Genomic DNA, 17,811 nt, shown 5'->3' with positions numbered 1-17,811 from the left:
AGGTGTGGCGCAGCTTGGCAACTTGTTGCCTTAGCGCAGCCCATAGCCTCAGGCCACAGCGTAGGAACTTTTGTCTTGCCACTTATTTTCCGTGATTTGCAGCCAGAGCGCCAAACCTTATGTTCAGTTTTTTTCGCAAAAAGAAATCCGATGACGTCACCACGGAGCAGGATTTAAGCACTATCCCGCCAGAAGCAGGATCAGCAAACAGCGCGCCAACGTCCGAAGCAGCTCCGCAAGACGACATCGCCCAGTCAGAGCACACCGGGGTATTTCCAGCTACGCCAGATTCAACAAGGCCTGCAGAGCAATACATCGAGGTCGACCCGGCCAAACTCGGCAATACCGACCAGCCACAGGAACGCCCGACCTTAAGCTGGACCGAGCGCTTGAAACTGGGTCTGGCCAAGACGCGTGACAAACTCGGCAAAAGTCTCGCCAGCGTGTTTGGCGGCGGCCAGATCGACGAAGACCTCTATGAAGAACTCGAAACGGTGTTGCTCACCGCCGATATGGGCGTCGATGCGACGCAGCATTTACTCAAAGACGTGCGCGAACGCGTGACGCTCAAAGGGCTGAAAGACCCAGCCGAGCTCAAAGGCGCGCTGAAAGACAGCCTGGTCGAGCTGATCGAGCCGCTGCAAATCCCGCTCAATGTTGACGGACAGAAACCTTTTATCCTGATGGTCGCCGGTGTCAATGGTGCGGGTAAAACCACGTCGATCGGTAAATTGGCGAAATATTTCCAGAGCCAGGGCAAGAGCGTTTTGCTCGCCGCCGGCGATACCTTCCGCGCCGCAGCGCGCGAGCAACTGGTCGTCTGGGGCGAGCGCAATGGCGTTCATGTGATTGCACAGGAATCGGGCGATGCGGCGGCGGTCGCATTTGACGCGGTCAATTCGGCGCGCGCGCGCGGCATTGACGTGGTGATTGTCGACACCGCTGGCCGCTTGCCAACGCAACTGCATCTGATGGAAGAAATCAAGAAAGTAAAACGCGTGGTGCAAAAAGCCGATCCGACTGGCCCGCACGAAATCATGCTGGTGCTTGACGCCAACACCGGCCAGAACGCCTTGGCGCAAACCAAATCGTTTGACGACGCGCTGGGACTGACTGGTCTGGTGCTAACCAAGCTCGACGGCACGGCCAAAGGCGGCGTGATCGCAGCGATTGCCAAAAATCGCCCGGTGCCGCTGCGCTTTATCGGCGTTGGCGAAACCATTGACGATCTGCGGCCGTTTGACGCACGAGACTACATCGACGCACTGTTTGAATAAGGCAGGTATATCCAGATAGCCCTTAATAAAAAAAGGGCTGCATCCATATACCCAACACAAAGGATTGAAATGATCCAGTTTCAGCAAGTCAGTAAAAGTTATCCCGGCGGCTTTGACGCCATCAAGAACCTGAGCTTTGAAATTCCCACTGGCGAGCTGGTGTTTCTGGCCGGACATTCGGGTGCTGGCAAATCGACCTTGCTCAAACTGATCGCCGGGATTGAAAAACCCAGCAGCGGCGCGGTCTTGCTCAATGGACAAAATCTGGCTCGGATGAGCCGCGCGTCCTTGCCTTTCGTGCGCCGCCATCTGGGAATTATTTTTCAGGATCACAAAATCCTGTACGACCGCAGCGTATTCGACAATGTGCGCCTGCCGCTCGACATCACCGGTTTTGATCACAAGGAAGGCCGCCGCCGCGTGCTCGCCGCACTCGATAAAGTCGGGCTGGCTGGCAAGGAAAAACTCAACCCGGTTTCACTCTCTGGCGGCGAGCAGCAGCGCCTGTGCATCGCGCGCGCCGTCGTTCACCGGCCGTCGATCCTGCTTGCCGACGAGCCGACTGCCAATCTGGATCGCGATTACGCCAACGATATTCTGGAATTATTCAAATCATTCCATCAGGTCGGCGTGACGCTGGTGATCTCTGCCCATGATGAATCGCTGATGGCCGATTATGGCCGCCGCATTTTACGCCTGAAAAACGGCCAGTTTACCGCCTGAGGAATCCCCAATGTCTGCCTGGCTTCGTTCACATTTACTGGCTTTTACCCGCGCGGCGGGCGCCTTGTTTTCCCACCCGCTCGGTAGCATCCTCAATCTGCTGGTCATCGGCATCACGGCGGCGTTTCCTTTGGCATTGTGGTTACTGGTCAGCAGCCTGTCCGTGATCAGCCAGGGCATTTCGGTCGAGCCACAGCTATCGGTTTTCATGATCCCCAGCGCCGAAGCCGAACAAGTCCGCGCAATCCGCAGCGCACTGGAAAAAGACGAGCGCCTGCAACAAGTGCAATTTGTTGCCAAAGACGAAGCGCTGAAAAAACTGCAAAGCAGTTTCGGCTCGGCCGACCTGCTCGCCGGACTCAGCGAAAACCCGCTGCCCGATGCTTTTATTGTGCAAGCCAAAGACAACTCGCCCGCAGCACTCGAAGCCTTGCAAAAAGAGCTGGCGCGCTTTACCGGCGTCGAGGAAGTGCAGCTCGATTCGGAATGGGCACGGCGGCTGGCGAAAATCACCGAGTTGGGGCAAAACCTGTTTGAAGTGGTGCTGACAATGCTCGGCGCTGCGCTGGTTCTAATTACCGGCAATGCAATCCGCATGCAGATTCTGACTCGCAAGGATGAAATCGAAGTCGCCAAACTGATCGGCGCGACCGACGCCTTTATCCGTCGCCCGTTTATCCATACCGCCCTATTGCAAGGCCTGCTCGGCGGTCTGTTCGCCGTTGTCATCGTGTGGGGAACAATCAGCCATCTTAATCCGGCCATCGAAGCACTGGCACAGTCATATGGCCAGCAATTTGCCTTGCAAACACCCGATTTGTTCAGTGCTGCCATAAGCTGTGGCATCGTCGCACTGCTGTGTCTGATCGGCGCGCAAATCGCCGTGTCACGCCATTTACGGCAGTATCGCTAACTCAGGGATTCACAATGTTGCGCCATTGCGGATCACTGGGTAAAGCCAGTAGCGCCCGGTCAAGGAATTGCATTAATTTTTCCTGAGACCGGTCAACAAAGAGCGAGCGAGCCACAATGGCTCGCGGTGTCGGCGCGATAAACAGCCACTGATCCAGATCAGGGATACGATAACGGTAATAAGGCAATGCGCTCGTCGAAATCAGCGTGGCATCAATGCGTTGTACACGTAATTTGAGCAAATTGTTTAGCGCAGTGCCTGCATCTTCGCGAATGATGTTTCCCGCCTGAATCTCGGCCTCAAAATCGGCCAACTTCCGGCCAAACACAGCACCGACCTTCAGACCATACAAAGATTTGGCGTCGCTAAAATTGACTGGTTTTGCCTTATGGCTGACGACCAAATTGATATCGCTGGTAACAGTTCTGCTCCAGCGATATCTGGTTTCATTTACATCGTCAAAAAACTTCGGATTAGCCCAGGCCACCACCCCCAGCCATTGCGGCTGGTTAATGACGGTCATGTCTAGCCGTTTGCGAGGCAGATAAGTGGGAACAAACAAATAACTACCTGCCGATTTGGCTGACAGCCAGCTCGCCAATTTATTGGTCAGATTGTCAGGCTGGTCTAACGCATACGGCGGTTCGTCATAATAGGTGTAAAACGGAATGACCTCCTTGGCATTCGCAGCCAAAGCCGGCAGCGATAAAAATGCCAGCAGCAAACCGAGTCTGATCCATTGCAAGCACGTTGATGTCATCACTATCCTCCTTATGACAAAAGCGTAGCTCCAAAACAGGATCATTGCCCGCTTAGCGATGTGCTGTTTTCGGCCACAACAGCATCGGCGCCGCCACACCAAAAGCCAGCGCAATCACAATCATGCCGGCGCTAATGCCACTGACGCCGGCGCTGACCAAAAGCTGCGAGCCATCTGCGCCATGCGGCAAAGTGGCAATGCCGAGCAGCGCTTGCACCGCCTTATACATATATGTACCGGGCACCATCGGAATCGCCGCACTGACGGCAAAAATCGCACCCGGTTCATCGCGGCGGGCACCCCACCACTCGGCAAAAAAGCCGATCAAGAGGCCAGCGCACAAGGTGCCCAGCACAATATCGCCGCCGGAGACCATCACCAGCTTGCGGCAAGCGTGCCCGGCAATGGCGAGCACGCCGCACATCCAGAGCGTGCGCGGTGGCACATTGAATAGCAGTGCAAAACCCAGTGCTGCTGGCGCAGCCCAGAGCTCGAGTAACCATGCATTCATCGCTTCAACCCTCAACCCAAAATTCGCAACGCAATACTCACGCCTACCGCGATGCCAAAAACAATCACCGCACTCATCGCAAAACGCACCATGCCGTTCAGATAATTACCATTTAATAAATCAGATGCCCCGTTAATCAGCGGCACACCGGGAATCAGAAACAGCACCGATGCGGCCAGCGCCGCATCGGGCGTCGCACTGCCCCAGCGCGCGAGCAAGCCGGTCAACAGCAGCGCGACAAAGCTCGCTGCGGTCGCAAAAATCGACGGTTTGAAGTGCCGCAGCACCAGCGCAAAACGCACAGCCATACCGCACGCAGCGCCCACTGTCGTATATACAATGGCAGGTATATCGCCACCAAACAATGCAGCAAATGCCCCGCACGATATACCCACCGTCAAAATAATCAGCCAACGCGGATAATGCGTTGCACGACGGGCAATTTCACTCAACTGCACACGCGCAGCTTCGGCATCAGGATGGTGCTGTTCCAGTTGATACAACCAGCGGCGGATCGCCGATAGCGTCGCAAAATTGACGCCCATATGCGGCGCTTTGCGAAAAGCGGTTTGCGTTTCATTGCCCGTCTCGCCTGCGCGCTCAATCGTCGCGCCAATATTGGTCGACGAAATCATCGTCTCGACCCGTTCGGCCCCCAAGGCCTTGGCAATCCGCTGCATCGCCGACGAAGTACGGTGCGTACCCGAACCCGATTGATGCAAAAGTACCCCGGCGTCCAGCACCAGCGCCAAGATCTGATCCAGAGGTAAAACAGCCGTTGCGGGGAAGGTGTGCATCATTGCGCGCCGATAGGATGAGGACAATAGATTGTAGGTTAGTTTCATCACCCGAAGCTTGCCGGGCATCAAACGCAAAGCACAAATCCCTCCTAACAGCCCCCTTCCAGCGCCCCATTTGAAAATAAAAATTGACAGTAAAGCACGTCGGCTATATAGTTCGCCCTCTCTGTCGCGGGATGGAGCAGTTGGCAGCTCGTCGGGCTCATAACCCGAAGGTCACAGGTTCGAGTCCTGTTCCCGCAACCAGACAAATTCCTCAAAAATCGCTTCGATGTGTTACTTAGTCGCTGTGACAATGTGTGACGCAGCAAGCGGTTTTTCTCAGTAGCAATACTGATCGCCAAGTACAGACGCGGGATGGAGCAGTTGGCAGCTCGTCGGGCTCATAACCCGAAGGTCACAGGTTCGAGTCCTGTTCCCGCAACCAAAAGTAAAAAAACCTAGGTCTCAAGCCTAGGTTTTTTTACGCCCAAAATTTGCCCAAAACGTCTTTTTGACCTTCGTGCACATTAGCCACTCAGAATAGCTGTTGTTGGCGACTAACTAAGTTGTCAAAGTTATCCTGAAGCAATGGCAGTATCGCATCGGCAATCGGCTTGAGCTGAGATGCAATATAGTGTTCGTAATCAATCTTCTGGCGCCGGGCTTCGAGTGGCTCAGGGCCTGCGCCCGTCATCACATAGCTGATCCACCCGCCTTTCTGATATTGCTGAGGGCGACCCTGCTGTCGGTTGTACTCATCGGCGATTCGCGCCGCACGAACATGGGGCGGTACGTTGCGCTGGTAATCGGCTATCGGCCGGCGTAGTCGCTTACGGTAAACCAACAGGTCATCAAACTCCCCATTCAGTGTACGCTCAACATATTCCCTGACGAAGTCCTGATAAGCTTGCTTTCTGAAAATACGTCCATATAGCGCTTGCTGAAACTGTTGGGCCAGTGGTGTCCAATCGGTACGTACAGTTTCCAGCCCCTTATAGACGATTTCATCCGTGCCATCGGCGCGCATGGTGAGCCCCGCATAACGCTTTTTGCTACCTTCTTCGGTGCCACGAATTGTGGGCATGAAGAAGCGGCAATAGTGTTTCTCAAATTGCAGTTCGAGTGCGCTTTCTAAACCGAATTGCGATTGCAAATGCTGCTGCCACCAGTGATTTATGTGTTTTGCTAGTCGGTGGCCAATGTCCGCAGCCTGCGCCTCTGAATGGGCGTGTTTTAGCCAAACGAAAGTCGAATCGGTATCGCCGTAAATCACCGTATAACCTTGCTGCTCGATCAACTGACGTGTCTTGTGCATGATTTCATGCCCACGCATCGTAATCGACGAAGCAAGGCGAGGATCGAAGAAACGACAACCACTAGAACCAAGAACACCATAGAACGAGTTCATGATGATTTTCAGTGCCTGTGACAGCGGCGCATTGGATTCACGCTTTGCGTCTTCCCGTCCTTGCGAGATTTGGCTAACAATCGCAGGCAAACAGTGTTTGGTACGCGAGAAGCGCGCGCCCACAAAACCAGGCACCGAAAACGCATCTTCAGGATGCTGCATACCTTCAATCAGGCCCACAGGGTCAATCAGAAAACTGCGGATGATCGAGGGGTACAGGCTCTTATAGTCGAGCACGAGTACCGAATCATAAAGCCCAGGCTGCGAATTCATCACAAACCCACCCGGGCTGGGTGCTCCGTGAATATCGCCCAAATTCGGCGCAACATAACCTAAGCGATGCATCAATGGCAGATAGCGGTGGGTAAATGCCGCAACCGATCCACCACTGCGATCGATCGGGAGTCCAGTGACTGTCGCACGTTCGAGCAGAAAGGGGATTAGCTCCGTTTTCGCAAAAATGCGCGTAACCAGTTCGCAATCTTTGAGGTTATATTTTGCCAGCGCGGGTTTATCTTGCTCGAAACGGCGTTGGATTTCATCCATCCGCTGATAAGGATTGTCACTGGCTTTGCCTTCGCCAAGCAGGGTTTGGGATACGTATTCCAAACTGAACGATGGGAAACTCCAGGTGGCTGATTTCAGCGCTTCGATGCCATCAATAATCAGCCGGCCTGCCACACTGGCAAAAAAATGATCTTGCTGGGGATGTTTTCGCCACTCCATAGCACTGCCGTCCCGCCCAAGGCGCAACGGGATGCGATATTGCTCTGAGTGTTGCTGCAGAATGCGCAGATCAAACTGCACCAGATTCCATCCGATAATGGCGTCTGGATCATAGCGAGCAATCCAGCTATTTAATTTTTCCAGTAATTGAAGGCGGCTCTCACAGTAGGTGAGCGTAAAATCAAACCCCTGATCCTCCCCGTTTTGCGGCCCAAGCATATACACCTGCCGTTGACCGCAGCCCTCTAGCGCAATCGAATACAGCTCGCCCCGCGCACTGGTTTCAATATCGAGCGAGACCAAGCGTAGCTGGGGACGATAGCCCAACGCAGGTTTGAGTTCGCTATTTAATACGCTAACTTGATCGTCGGTTTGATCATGAAACCAGACCGGTCCGGTGATAAAGCGCTCCATCAAGTAGCGATCAGGTGGAAAAATATCCGCTTCATAGACGTCGATGCCCGCTTGACGCAATTGCCTCTCGAGCTTACCCAGATGCTTGTATTGTTTCGTATAAAGGCCAAGTACCGTTCGATGCTGAAAATCCGACAGCGCAAGTGGGCGTAGCTCCGCACGTAGCATTTCCCCCTGCTTCTTATTGCGTAAGATGAGTTCCGTCTGCTCGCGCTGGCAGGCTGGAATGAAGGCGGTTGAGCGCTGATGTGTTAAGCGAATATGGCGCGGGCCATGATCGGTAGCCAGCCAAAAATCAAGCTCGGTCCCTGCTGCGGTATCGCGCCATTGGCGAGTGAGAAGAAATCCCTTTTGAAGCATACTTTGATGATGCTGGCTGAAATTTGAAATGGTCAAGATGAAATTTCTGCATTTTCCGTTCCTGTGGCACTGACTTCAAATCCGACCACTGACGACCGTCATGCTTCCATAGAATCCACACTGCTTCGCACAATCGCGGCGCAATCCTGCGCAGTCAGTTTGCCATGCTCTCCGACCGGCTGCGGTTTATGGCGTGGCAAATTTGTTTCGACTTTCTGCGCGGCCTCCCCGGCATTGATCCCGGCCTGCGCCATCGTGACGGGCAAGCCCATGCGCACGAAGAAATCACGGGTTGCGGCAATGGCTGCATCAATAATGGCTTCATCATCACCCTGCAAACCCCAAACGCGTTCACCATATTGCTTCAGTTTGGCGGCCTTGTCGGCGCGGCAATATTGCAGCAGATGCGGCACAACAACCGACAGCGAACGGGCATGATCCAGCCCGTACAGCGCAGTGAGTTCATGACCAATGGCATGGCTGGACCAATCCTGCGGCTGGCCCGCACCGATCAAACCAAACAAGGCCTGCGTTGCCGCCCACATATAGTTGGCACGCGCATCGTAGTTATCCGGCTCGGCCAAGGTCGTTGGCCCGACTTCGATCAGCGTTTGCAGAATGCCTTCAGCCATTCGATCTTGTACGCGCGCGTCAACCGGATACGTCAGGTATTGCTCCAGCGTATGCACAAAGGCATCAACGACGCCGTTACCAATCTGCCGCGGCGGCAGACTGAAAGTAAAACACGGATCAAGAATGGCAACAGACGGATACGAATAAGGGCTGCGAAATGACTGTTTGTCGAGCGTTTCACGACGGGAAATCACGCCGACATTATTGCCTTCTGCACCAGTGGCCGGCAGCGTCAGCACGACGCCGAGCGGCCTTGCACTGTTGATGGGAGTGCGATTACCAACCATCAGCCACGGATCGATACCCACTTCGAGGTCAATTGCTGCGGCGATAAACTTGCTGCCATCAATCACCGACCCCCCACCCACCGCCAGCACCCAGTCTACCCGCTCCTGCCGCCCCAACTCGGCAGCCCGTTTTAGCGTTTCGTATTCGGGATTGGGTTCAATGCCGGAGAATTCAATCACCGTGCAATGCGCCAACTGAGCCAGCACTTCATCGCGCACACCGTTGTGACGAATACTGCCCCCACCCGAAGTGAGCAACACCCGGCTGCCTGCCGGAATTTCCTTGGTCAGCTGCCGAACCTGCCCGCGGCCAAAATGCAATCGGGTTGGCGAATGAAAAGTAAAATTGAGCATGGCAGAACTCCAAAACGAGCGATCAATCACTGTAACGCAAACAGGGGATGGCAGCCACACCGCAAATCCCTACCGTCCGACAGAGATTCCCGGATTGAATCTCCCGCAAGACTACGCAGCATCGCACATACTGAAATAGCGATTATTCCTCGGGGTACTTCAGCCATGTCAGCACAACTGCCGGATCAGAACGAAATCGAAATTCTCCCTTTTACCGGCCTGGTACGATATGAGCAGCAGTTACCAATCCGGCAAGTTTCATTTTATTTCTGCGGCGAAATCGAAGCGCCACATTTTTACACCGATTTATTTAATACCCTGCGTTCGGCCAGCGAAACCGACCTGATCTATTTGCATCTTAATTCTCCCGGCGGCAATTTCGATACAGGCCTGCAAATCATCAACAATATGCGTGCATCAGCTGCCCGCGTCGTAACCGTGCTCGAAGCGCGCGCTTACTCGATGGCGGCATTTATTTTTCTTTCTGGTGATGAATTGATCGTCCATGACAACTGCCAGCTGATGTTTCACATCTACTCGGGCAGCCTCGCCGGTAAAGGTAACGAGCAACAGGCGCAAGTCGCTGCGCAAGGGCTCTGGTTTGAAAAAGTCATGACCCGGATTTGTTCGCCGTTTCTCTCTGATGCCGAAATCAGCAAAGTCTTGAAAGGCAGCGATGTCTGGATGGATTCGGACGAAATCCGTCGTCGTTTAAGCCGTATTCTGAAAGCGCCGAACGCCCCACGCAAAGCGGTTAAAAAGAAAATTCAGCCCTGATGAACGATTGCTTTGGCAGTAAACCTAACTACACTAATGATATAAATCGCGCGCAGGAGGCAATATGAAACCGGGCAAAATCAGTGCAGCTCTGGCCTGTGGACTGCTAGCTTCATGTACCTCGCTACTGCCGCGCACCATTCAAAACAGCGACACACCTTGGACGAGCTACAGCGAGGCCGAAACCGCATTTAATGCGATCGAAATCGAAAAAACCACGCTCGATCAATTGCACGAAATGGGGCTCAACCCCAGCAAAACACCCAATATCACCAAACTGAGCCATGCCGACCTGATGCGCAGACTGGCGCTCACTGGCGGTGGTGATCCGCGCTGGATGGCGCCACAAATCCAGCGCTGCGTGGCGGAACAACTGGCGTGCTTTGCTTATGAAGTTGAACAGCGCAGCACCTTGCGCAAACGCGACGGTAATTTCTGGCTCGACTTTTTGGGTTTCAAGCGCAATACCACGATCAGCGGCTGGTATTTCGACGCAATTTTCATCATCCAGCAGGACAAAGTCGTTTACAAGCTATGGAGCGGTACGCCAAGTATCGAGCAATTCGAAAAAGACACTACCCCACTAGGACCATTCCAGCGCTTCGATCCTTCTGTTTTCGGACTATAAACTCAATCATTTAAAAAAGCGGTACGGATTCCCGTGCCGCTTTTTCTATCAACCCGCCAGCCTCCTGATTTAAACACCGAAGCGCCTGAACCACCTCAGCATACTTTCCCAGCCATCTTTGGCCGCGGCCTCGTGATAACTCGGTCGGTAGTCGGCATTAAAACCATGTGTGGCCGATTCGTAGACCGACATCCCAAAGGGCTGGCGTTGTTGTTTGAGCGCGACCTTCATCTGCTCGACGCTTTCCAGTGAAATCCCTTTATCCTGCCCTGCATACAATCCCAGCACGGGCGCCTTCAGATCCCTGGCAATATCAATCGGATTTTTCGGCGTCATTTCGTTCGTAACCCCAACCAGACGACCGTACCAAGCCACTCCCGCTTTCACATTCGGGTTGTGCGCGGCATACAGCCAGGTGATCCGCCCGCCCCAGCAAAAGCCGGTAACAGCTAGGCGTTTTGCGTCGCCACCATTACTCGCAGCCCAGCTTGCTACCGTATCCAGATCGCTCATTACTTGCGCGTCGGGCACTTTGCTGACGATATTTTTGATCAGCTCGTTGATGTCGGCATAGCTGCGCGGATCGCCCTGCCGGTAATACAGCTCGGGGGCAATCGCCAGATAACCCTGCTTGGCCAGACGGCGGCATACGTCCTGCAAATGCTCGTGAACGCCGAAAATTTCCTGAATCACAATCACGGTAGGCAAAGCAGCGGATGTGCCCGCTGGCTGCGCCCGATAGCCCGGCATATCGCCAATGCGGATTTCGCCCGCCAGCAAGCCTTCACTATCGGTTTGAATCGTACCTGCTGCAACAGGCTGCACCGCCAACGCAAAACCGCTGGCCAGACTTATTTTCAGAAAATCACGGCGGGTATCGAGCATCATTCATCCTTTTCAATTGATCAATCAAGCACTTGATTATTGTTCATCACGCGCGCGAAGCAATAAAAAAAGCCGCCCACAAAGGGCGGCTCAAACTAATCAACTCCCCATCCCGCGACGCGGGGTCTCCCCTCAGGGAGGAGACAGAAGGGGTAGGTAATTGAATACGCAAAAGCGCTCACGCAAGGCACAAAGCCGAAGATCAGTACTCATCGAACGGCGAGGCGAAGTAACACCGCGTGGGCGCTTTTGCTTTACCAATCAATAGCGGTAATGCGCGGGCTTGTAAGGACCTTCTTTCGGTACACCGATGTAGGCAGCTTGCTCATCAGTCAACACGGTCAGCTTCGCGCCGATTTTCTTCAGGTGCAAACGCGCCACCATTTCGTCCAAATGCTTAGGCAATACGTACACGCCAACCGGGTATTGATCCAGCTTGGTGAACAATTCGATTTGCGCCAGAACTTGATTCGCAAACGAGTTGGACATAACAAATGATGGGTGACCGGTACCGCAGCCCAGATTCACCAAGCGGCCTTCGGCCAGCAAGATGATGCGTTTGCCGTCTGGGAACACGATGTGATCGACTTGTGGCTTGATATTGTCCCACTCGTATTGGCGCAGGCTGGCAACTTGGATTTCAGAGTCGAAGTGGCCGATATTGCACACGATGGCATTGTTACGCATACGCACCAAGTGCTCATGCGCGATCACGCTCACATTGCCCGTCGTCGTTACGAAAATATCAACCTGATCAGCCACGTCGTCGATGGTCACGACGCGGTAGCCTTCCATTGCCGCTTGCAGCGCGCAAATCGGGTCGATTTCAGTCACCATCACGGTCGCGCCGAGGCCGCGCAATGATTGCGCACAACCTTTACCCACGTCGCCGTAGCCCAGAACCAGCGCCACTTTACCCGCTACCATTACGTCCGTCGCACGTTTGATCGAGTCAACCAAAGACTCGCGGCAGCCGTACAGATTGTCGAATTTTGACTTGGTCACCGAGTCGTTCACATTGATCGCCGGGAACGCCAATTTGCCTTGTTCGTGCATCTGATACAGACGATGTACGCCGGTGGTGGTTTCTTCAGTTACGCCTTTAATCGCAGCCAAACGCGTTGAATACCATTTTGGATCTTTGGCAATTTGCGCTTTGATCGCTGCGTACAGCACGGTTTCTTCTTCGTTGGTCGGATTAGCAACGAGGCTCAGATCGGTCTCGGCACGCGCCCCCAGATGCAGCAGCAAGGTTGCGTCGCCGCCATCGTCCAAGATCATATTGGCTTGTTCACCATTCGGCCATTCGAAAATCTGGTGCGTGAATTGCCAGTATTCTTCCAGCGATTCGCCTTTAAATGCGAAAACTGGCGTGCCTTGGCCGTTGTGGCCATTCAGCGCAATCGCCGCCGCAGCATGATCTTGCGTCGAGAAAATATTGCACGATGCCCAGCGTACTTCAGCGCCCAAAGCCTGCAAGGCTTCGATCAGTACGCCAGTCTGGATCGTCATATGCAATGAACCGGCAATACGCGCGCCTTTCAGTGGCTGCTGCGCTTTGTACTCGTCACGCACAGTCATCAGGCCGGGCATTTCGGTTTCGGCGATGTTCAGCTCCTTGCGGCCCCAGGCGGCAAGGCTGATATCGGCTACGTGATAGTCTTTGAAACTGTTTTGAACGTTTTGAGAATCGGCCACGATAATGCTCCATGTGGCCGGGTCGATGCTCACCGTCATCGAACCCGGCAGGGTTTGAACGAAAGGTGAGCGCCGTTGAATTGGATAAGTAGTTGGACAAAAGTTTTCAGGCAAGGCACTGAGCCGCAGACAGTACAAGTTAGTACGGCAAGGCGAAGCAACGATGCATGAGAACTTTTGGTTTAGCACTTAACGACCGAGCCTGAACGCCTGGCCTGAATCAGGCTGGCGGCTGCAGCGCCCCTCGGTGTGGGCGAATTCTAGCGTAAAAATCGGCGTCTGGCAGCCCGGTCGTGGCGAATTGCCAGCCATCAGACCGGCGGCAAAGCCGAGCCACCACTGGCGGCCACGACGATCTCTTCGGCTGCTTCGGCCTCCTGTGGCACAGGGCGCATCACAATCAGCAAACCACGCTCACTTGCCTCAATTATCAGGGTATCTGCCGCTGAGTCTTGCTGGATAAAGCCTGCAGCTAGATACATAGGTAACGCTTGTGCGGACACCAGCGACCAGCACACTTCGCGCCCAACCCAACGCGATGATTGCAGCAATAAGAGCTGCAAAACCTCATCATCGCGCGCAATCACGCTATCGAGCCGGATCAGGCCACGCGCCATCACCACGCGCAGCGCGCCGCACAACTCGGCATTCTCTTCCGCGAGCAACACCATATCGGCCAGCGTTGGCGCAACTTGGCCTGCGTCGGTAAACCATTGCGAGAGCTGGCGGTATTCAGGGGGCGAAGCCAAACGAGTGATAATCGACATTGTGGGTCTCCTGCAAAAACAACAATCAGATGGTAATTACAGCACAATTCATTACGCGCAATTTTGATCTGCATCGCTTGCAACGCGGCAAGCACCAATAAAAACAGCCACCCGAAGGTGGCTGTCTGGACTAAAGCGAGATTACAGGCCCGCAGCAGCTTTAAGCTGTTCGACCTTATCAGTGCGTTCCCATGTGAAATCGGGCTCTTCGCGACCGAAGTGGCCGTAAGCTGCGGTGCGGCTGTAGACCGGACGCTGCAAATCGAGCATCTGGATAATGCCTTTCGGGCGCAGATCAAAGTTCGCTTTGATCAATTCAACGATTTTGTCGTTGGAAATCACGCCGGTATCCCAGGTATCGACCATGATCGACACCGGTTGCGCTACGCCAATGGCGTAAGACACTTGTACCAGACACTGCTTGGCGATACCCGCTGCGACGATGTTTTTTGCCACATAACGCATTGCATACGCTGCCGAGCGATCCACTTTCGATGGATCTTTACCCGAGAAAGCGCCGCCGCCGTGTGGCGCTGCACCGCCGTAGGTATCAACGATAATTTTACGGCCAGTTAGACCGCAATCGCCCATCGGGCCGCCGATCACGAAACGACCAGTCGGATTCACCAGGAATTTGGTATTCGGCGTAATCCACTCGGCTGGCAGCACCGGTTTGATCACATGCTCGATCACCGCTTCCGACAATTGCGCGTGTGACACATCCGGGTGGTGCTGAGTCGACAGGACAATCGTGTCAACTTCTTTGACCTTGCCGGTTTCGCCGTCGTAACGCAGCGTCACTTGCGATTTGGCATCGGGGCGCAACCATGGCAGGCGGCCGTCTTTGCGCAATTCAGCCTGGCGCTGCACCAGACGGTGCGCGTAGTAAATTGACGCAGGCATCAATTGCGGCGTTTCATCGCACGCATAGCCAAACATCAAACCCTGATCGCCAGCGCCCATGTCCAGATCAAGACCCTGACCTTCGTTTACGCCTTGCGCGATATCCGGAGATTGTTTGTCATAAGCCACCAGCACCGCACACGTTTTGTAATCAAAACCGATGTCGGAATGGTCGTAGCCAATGCGCTTGATGGTATCGCGAGCAATTTGGATGTAGTCGATATTGGCGTTGGTAGTGATTTCACCCGCCAGCACCACCAAACCGGTGTTGACCAGCGTTTCAGCCGCCACGCGAGCGGTTTTATCCTGCGTTAAAATCGCGTCCAGAATCGCATCGGAAATCTGGTCTGCAACTTTGTCCGGATGGCCTTCGGATACCGACTCGGATGTAAATAAAAAATCTTTCATTGCTGTTATTACCCTCGGTTACATGACCCCAAATAGGCCAATCGCAGCTACAATCTGCTTTCTGATCACGTGCTCGACTACTCAATGCTACTCACGCTCTCAAAATGGATCGCCAGATTGCCACTGCCCTTGCTGCAAGCGCTAGGCTGGGTCGTAGGCTGGCTGGTCTGGTGGGGCTCTGCCCGTCACCGCCGCTTCCTGAGAACCAACCTGAAACAAAGTGCGATCGCAAAAAACAGCGCTGATTATAACCGATTAATCAAGTCAAGTATTCCTGCGCACGGTGTTGCAGCATTAGAATTTTTCCCGCACTGGATGAGGCCGATTGATGATCTGCTCAAGCTAGTGAAAGAAAAACGCGGCTGGGAACATGTCGAGGCCGCACTGGCGAGCGGCCGGCCAATTATATTTATGTCACCGCATCTGGGCGCGCTGGAAATGACCGGGGTATGTGTCGCTGGACTAGTCCCCAAAAAGCTTGCGCCACTATACCGGCCACCTAAGCAGGACTATCTCGAACCGTTGATGATTTATTCGCGCTCGCGCGGCGGCGCCGAACCGGCACCGGCGAATGCCTCCGGCGTGCGCGTTTTGCTCAAAACACTCAAGCAGGGCGGCGTCGCGTATTTGCTGCCCGATCAAGTACCCGGCGGCGGCGAAGGACTCTGGGTGCCATTTTTCGGCAAACCGGCGTACACAATGACTTTACTCGCCAAAATGGCCAAAGCCAGCAATGCCATCATTCTGCCCTGCTACACCGAACGACTTGGCATCGCGCGCGGCTACCGTTTTCATGTTCAACCTTTTATCGGCGAACTCAATGGCGATGCCGAACACGACGCATTGCTGATGAATCAGAACTGCGAAGACCTGATTCGCCAGATTCCCGAGCAATATTTCTGGAGCTATCACCGCTACAAGCATCCAGCCGGTGCGCCTTTACCGCCAGCCGACCCGCAGGAGGAATTGGCATGACACTGCGTTTGCTGCTCGCCCTGACCTGGCTGATACACTGGCTGCCGTTTCGCGTCATGCAATGGCTCGCGATTCCGCTCGGCCACCTGCTGTATCTCGCGCTCAAAAAACGCCGCCATATTGGCCAGACCAATTTGCGATTGTGCTTTCCTGAATGGGATGAAAAACAAAGAGCGCAAATCCTGCGGCAGCACTTTATCGATCTGTGCAGCACGATTCTTGCCTACAGTATCTTGCTGCACGCCAGCCCAGCCAGGCTCTACAGGCTAATACAGATAGAGGGTATTGAAAACGTCGAGCCCCATCAGGGTCAGGCGCTGATTCTGCTCTGCCCGCATTTTCTCGGCCTCGACTTTGGCGGTGTGCTGTATACCGAAAAGCACAAGGGCGCGAGCATGTATGCCGAACAACGCGGCGCTTTTCACCAGCTCAGTCTGAAAATCCGCTCGCGCTTTAACGATCCGATCCTGATCAAGCGCACCGACGGCATTCGTCCTATCGTTCGTGCGCTCAAAGCCAAGCTGCCTTTTTACTACCTGCCCGATCAGGATATGGGCGCGCAGCAATCGATTTTCTCGCCGTTTTTCGGCATTCAGACCGCGACCTTGCCGATGCTGGGCAAACTCGCCGAAATGACCGGTGCCGCCGTCGTTCCTATCATTACCACCGTCGGACGCGGGCATTTTGTTTCGCGCTTTTATCCTGCGTGGGACAACTTCCCCAGCGGTGATCTGCAGCAGGATACCGACCGGATGAATGCGTTTATCGAAGATATTGCGCGTCAATATCCCAGCCAGTATTACTGGCTGCACCGCCGCTTCAAAACTCGCCCGGAAGGCGAAGCCGGTTTTTACTGATCGACCCTGTTCATAAGAATTCAGTCTATTCGGAACTCAATAGCAACAAACGTTCAGACATCGGCCTGCGCGGACAGCTCGCGCATGCCGTTTCGCCGGGAATACGAAAGTGCTGACAGCAGCCTTTCCGATCCAGTGCGGTACACGAACCGGACACGGTTTCGATCCGCATCAGGCGGCCATGCCGTTGCAACTGCAACGCATCCAGCCAGACATCAGCTTGCAACAAGACGGTTTCAGCATTCCAGTTCAGCCTTGCCGCAACAATCTGCAAAGCTGAAAGCAGGCAATCGACACTCATACAGGCCGCCTGATAGGTCGAATACGGCTCAATCGCCTGCAATCGCGGCAGATGCTCCTGCTGGTAATCGAGCAAATAGTGCGCAGCCGCAGCAATCAGCCCATCCGGCTGCTTTACCGCGTCAGCTTCCGAATCAGTTAATGTAGTCGCCGCTATCGCAAAACCGGCAGTACTCCCCTGACTAACGTCCTGCCACAAACCGCTCAGCGGAACCGCAACCCGGCTGCAATATACGGCGAACACACTCAGATAAGCTGGCTGCCAGATCAGCATGCTCCAGCTACGTGCCGCCCAATACAAGCGTCCAGCTGCGGGTTGGACCAACCGCCAATGCGTCAGCAAGTCCGCAGCAAGCTCAGGTTGCGCGGTAATTCCGGAGACGACGCGACCACGCAACGCAGGCATAGCCCGAGCCACATCATCGAGCGTTGCAGACAGCACTGGCACGAGATGTGGCAAGGCCG

The 17,811-nt window shown here is 54.3% G+C and carries 17 protein-coding genes, 2 tRNA genes and 1 riboswitch; of the genes, 9 read left to right on the top strand and 10 right to left on the bottom strand.

Annotation, left to right across the window (positions count from 1 at the left end):
- Positions 1-119: 119 nt before the first annotated feature.
- The 3 genes from ftsY to ftsX all read left to right on the top strand — a co-directional run bounded on the left by ftsY (position 120) and on the right by ftsX (position 2,913).
- The gene (gene ftsY, locus ACG2XO_RS06435; RefSeq protein WP_410499989.1) at positions 120-1,277 is read left to right on the top strand and encodes a signal recognition particle-docking protein FtsY; all 1,158 of its coding nucleotides are present in this window, start codon (positions 120-122) and stop codon (positions 1,275-1,277) included.
- A 69-nt stretch (positions 1,278-1,346) separates the two neighbouring features.
- Positions 1,347-2,000 (top strand): cell division ATP-binding protein FtsE, encoded by a 654-nt coding sequence (gene ftsE, locus ACG2XO_RS06430; RefSeq protein ID WP_410499988.1) that lies wholly within the window; start codon positions 1,347-1,349, stop codon positions 1,998-2,000.
- A 10-nt stretch (positions 2,001-2,010) separates the two neighbouring features.
- Positions 2,011-2,913 (top strand): permease-like cell division protein FtsX, encoded by a 903-nt coding sequence (gene ftsX, locus ACG2XO_RS06425; RefSeq protein ID WP_410499987.1) that lies wholly within the window; start codon positions 2,011-2,013, stop codon positions 2,911-2,913.
- A 1-nt stretch (position 2,914) separates the two neighbouring features.
- Here ftsX and ACG2XO_RS06420 read toward each other — a convergent pair whose 3' ends face one another.
- From ACG2XO_RS06420 to ACG2XO_RS06410, 3 genes are read right to left on the bottom strand one after another with little or no spacing between them, the layout of a single operon-like run.
- Positions 2,915-3,673 carry a hypothetical protein gene (locus ACG2XO_RS06420; RefSeq protein WP_410499986.1) on the bottom strand — a complete coding sequence of 253 codons (759 nt, stop codon included), beginning with the start codon at positions 3,671-3,673 and terminating at the stop codon, positions 2,915-2,917.
- A 52-nt stretch (positions 3,674-3,725) separates the two neighbouring features.
- On the bottom strand, positions 3,726-4,184 hold the full coding sequence (locus tag ACG2XO_RS06415; protein WP_410499985.1) for a threonine/serine exporter family protein: 459 nt from the start codon (positions 4,182-4,184) through the stop codon (positions 3,726-3,728).
- 11 nt (positions 4,185-4,195) lie between these two features.
- Positions 4,196-5,029 carry a threonine/serine exporter family protein gene (locus ACG2XO_RS06410; RefSeq protein WP_410499984.1) on the bottom strand — a complete coding sequence of 278 codons (834 nt, stop codon included), beginning with the start codon at positions 5,027-5,029 and terminating at the stop codon, positions 4,196-4,198.
- A gap of 125 nt (positions 5,030-5,154) precedes the next feature.
- On the opposite strand from ACG2XO_RS06410, the gene ACG2XO_RS06405 reads away from it, so the two are divergent.
- Together ACG2XO_RS06405 and ACG2XO_RS06400 are read left to right on the top strand one after the other, a co-directional pair.
- Positions 5,155-5,230: transfer RNA gene (locus ACG2XO_RS06405), tRNA-Met, on the top strand.
- Between the two features lie 105 nt (positions 5,231-5,335).
- A tRNA-Met gene (locus ACG2XO_RS06400) sits at positions 5,336-5,411 on the top strand.
- Positions 5,412-5,501: 90 nt separating this feature from the next.
- On the opposite strand, the gene ACG2XO_RS06395 is transcribed toward ACG2XO_RS06400, so the two are convergent.
- Positions 5,502-7,910, bottom strand: coding sequence for a DNA polymerase II (locus ACG2XO_RS06395; RefSeq protein ID WP_410499983.1), 2,409 nt, complete (start codon positions 7,908-7,910; stop codon positions 5,502-5,504).
- Positions 7,911-7,972: 62 nt separating this feature from the next.
- Entirely contained in the window at positions 7,973-9,148 is a 1,176-nt protein-coding gene (locus ACG2XO_RS06390) for an iron-containing alcohol dehydrogenase (protein WP_410499982.1), read from the bottom strand.
- A 165-nt stretch (positions 9,149-9,313) separates the two neighbouring features.
- Between ACG2XO_RS06390 and ACG2XO_RS06385 the strand changes: the two genes are divergently transcribed.
- Together ACG2XO_RS06385 and ACG2XO_RS06380 are read left to right on the top strand one after the other, a co-directional pair.
- The gene (locus ACG2XO_RS06385; RefSeq protein WP_410499981.1) at positions 9,314-9,925 is read left to right on the top strand and encodes a Clp protease ClpP; all 612 of its coding nucleotides are present in this window, start codon (positions 9,314-9,316) and stop codon (positions 9,923-9,925) included.
- 64 nt (positions 9,926-9,989) lie between these two features.
- Positions 9,990-10,553 (top strand): hypothetical protein, encoded by a 564-nt coding sequence (locus ACG2XO_RS06380; protein WP_410499980.1) that lies wholly within the window; start codon positions 9,990-9,992, stop codon positions 10,551-10,553.
- Between the two features lie 69 nt (positions 10,554-10,622).
- Here ACG2XO_RS06380 and ACG2XO_RS06375 read toward each other — a convergent pair whose 3' ends face one another.
- From ACG2XO_RS06375 to metK, 4 genes are all read right to left on the bottom strand, one after another.
- Positions 10,623-11,441 (bottom strand): dienelactone hydrolase family protein, encoded by an 819-nt coding sequence (locus ACG2XO_RS06375; RefSeq protein WP_410499979.1) that lies wholly within the window; start codon positions 11,439-11,441, stop codon positions 10,623-10,625.
- A 258-nt stretch (positions 11,442-11,699) separates the two neighbouring features.
- The gene (gene ahcY / locus ACG2XO_RS06370) at positions 11,700-13,175 is read right to left on the bottom strand and encodes an adenosylhomocysteinase (protein WP_410499978.1); all 1,476 of its coding nucleotides are present in this window, start codon (positions 13,173-13,175) and stop codon (positions 11,700-11,702) included.
- A 21-nt stretch (positions 13,176-13,196) separates the two neighbouring features.
- Positions 13,197-13,388: riboswitch (S-adenosyl-L-homocysteine riboswitch) on the bottom strand.
- A 59-nt stretch (positions 13,389-13,447) separates the two neighbouring features.
- Entirely contained in the window at positions 13,448-13,903 is a 456-nt protein-coding gene (locus ACG2XO_RS06365) for a hypothetical protein (protein WP_410499977.1), read from the bottom strand.
- Positions 13,904-14,044: 141 nt separating this feature from the next.
- Positions 14,045-15,214 (bottom strand): methionine adenosyltransferase, encoded by a 1,170-nt coding sequence (gene metK / locus ACG2XO_RS06360; protein ID WP_410499976.1) that lies wholly within the window; start codon positions 15,212-15,214, stop codon positions 14,045-14,047.
- An 84-nt stretch (positions 15,215-15,298) separates the two neighbouring features.
- On the opposite strand from metK, the gene ACG2XO_RS06355 reads away from it, so the two are divergent.
- Together ACG2XO_RS06355 and ACG2XO_RS06350 are read left to right on the top strand one after the other, a co-directional pair.
- On the top strand, positions 15,299-16,189 hold the full coding sequence (locus ACG2XO_RS06355) for a lysophospholipid acyltransferase family protein (RefSeq protein WP_410499975.1): 891 nt from the start codon (positions 15,299-15,301) through the stop codon (positions 16,187-16,189).
- Positions 16,186-17,046, top strand: a complete 861-nt coding sequence (locus tag ACG2XO_RS06350; protein ID WP_410499974.1) for a lysophospholipid acyltransferase family protein — start codon at positions 16,186-16,188, stop codon at positions 17,044-17,046. The genes ACG2XO_RS06355 and ACG2XO_RS06350 overlap by 4 nt, the downstream gene beginning before the upstream one ends.
- A gap of 25 nt (positions 17,047-17,071) precedes the next feature.
- Here ACG2XO_RS06350 and ACG2XO_RS06345 read toward each other — a convergent pair whose 3' ends face one another.
- Positions 17,072-17,806: a (2Fe-2S)-binding protein gene (locus ACG2XO_RS06345; protein ID WP_410499973.1), complete on the bottom strand. Its 735-nt coding sequence runs from the start codon at positions 17,804-17,806 to the stop codon at positions 17,072-17,074.
- Positions 17,807-17,811: the final 5 nt, after the last annotated feature.

It is taken from the genome of Chitinibacter sp. S2-10 (genome assembly GCF_046530675.1).
In the GTDB taxonomy this organism is placed as follows: domain Bacteria; phylum Pseudomonadota; class Gammaproteobacteria; order Burkholderiales; family Chitinibacteraceae; genus Chitinibacter.
This window is presented reverse-complemented; position numbering and strand designations above follow the sequence as displayed.

What these genes read in the sequence shown, in the direction of transcription:
- ftsY (WP_410499989.1), top strand. Translation starts at nt 120, where the DNA reads ATGTTCAGTTTTTTTCGCAAAAAGAAATCCGATGACGTCACCACGGAG.
- ftsE (WP_410499988.1), top strand. Translation starts at nt 1,347, where the DNA reads ATGATCCAGTTTCAGCAAGTCAGTAAAAGTTATCCCGGCGGCTTTGAC.
- ftsX (WP_410499987.1), top strand. Translation starts at nt 2,011, where the DNA reads ATGTCTGCCTGGCTTCGTTCACATTTACTGGCTTTTACCCGCGCGGCG.
- ACG2XO_RS06420 (WP_410499986.1), bottom strand. Translation starts at nt 3,673, where the DNA reads ATGACATCAACGTGCTTGCAATGGATCAGACTCGGTTTGCTGCTGGCA.
- ACG2XO_RS06415 (WP_410499985.1), bottom strand. Translation starts at nt 4,184, where the DNA reads ATGAATGCATGGTTACTCGAGCTCTGGGCTGCGCCAGCAGCACTGGGT.
- ACG2XO_RS06410 (WP_410499984.1), bottom strand. Translation starts at nt 5,029, where the DNA reads ATGAAACTAACCTACAATCTATTGTCCTCATCCTATCGGCGCGCAATG.
- ACG2XO_RS06390 (WP_410499982.1), bottom strand. Translation starts at nt 9,148, where the DNA reads ATGCTCAATTTTACTTTTCATTCGCCAACCCGATTGCATTTTGGCCGC.
- ACG2XO_RS06385 (WP_410499981.1), top strand. Translation starts at nt 9,314, where the DNA reads ATGTCAGCACAACTGCCGGATCAGAACGAAATCGAAATTCTCCCTTTT.
- ACG2XO_RS06380 (WP_410499980.1), top strand. Translation starts at nt 9,990, where the DNA reads ATGAAACCGGGCAAAATCAGTGCAGCTCTGGCCTGTGGACTGCTAGCT.
- ACG2XO_RS06375 (WP_410499979.1), bottom strand. Translation starts at nt 11,441, where the DNA reads ATGATGCTCGATACCCGCCGTGATTTTCTGAAAATAAGTCTGGCCAGC.
- ahcY (WP_410499978.1), bottom strand. Translation starts at nt 13,175, where the DNA reads ATGACGGTGAGCATCGACCCGGCCACATGGAGCATTATCGTGGCCGAT.
- ACG2XO_RS06365 (WP_410499977.1), bottom strand. Translation starts at nt 13,903, where the DNA reads ATGTCGATTATCACTCGTTTGGCTTCGCCCCCTGAATACCGCCAGCTC.
- metK (WP_410499976.1), bottom strand. Translation starts at nt 15,214, where the DNA reads ATGAAAGATTTTTTATTTACATCCGAGTCGGTATCCGAAGGCCATCCG.
- ACG2XO_RS06355 (WP_410499975.1), top strand. Translation starts at nt 15,299, where the DNA reads ATGCTACTCACGCTCTCAAAATGGATCGCCAGATTGCCACTGCCCTTG.
- ACG2XO_RS06350 (WP_410499974.1), top strand. Translation starts at nt 16,186, where the DNA reads ATGACACTGCGTTTGCTGCTCGCCCTGACCTGGCTGATACACTGGCTG.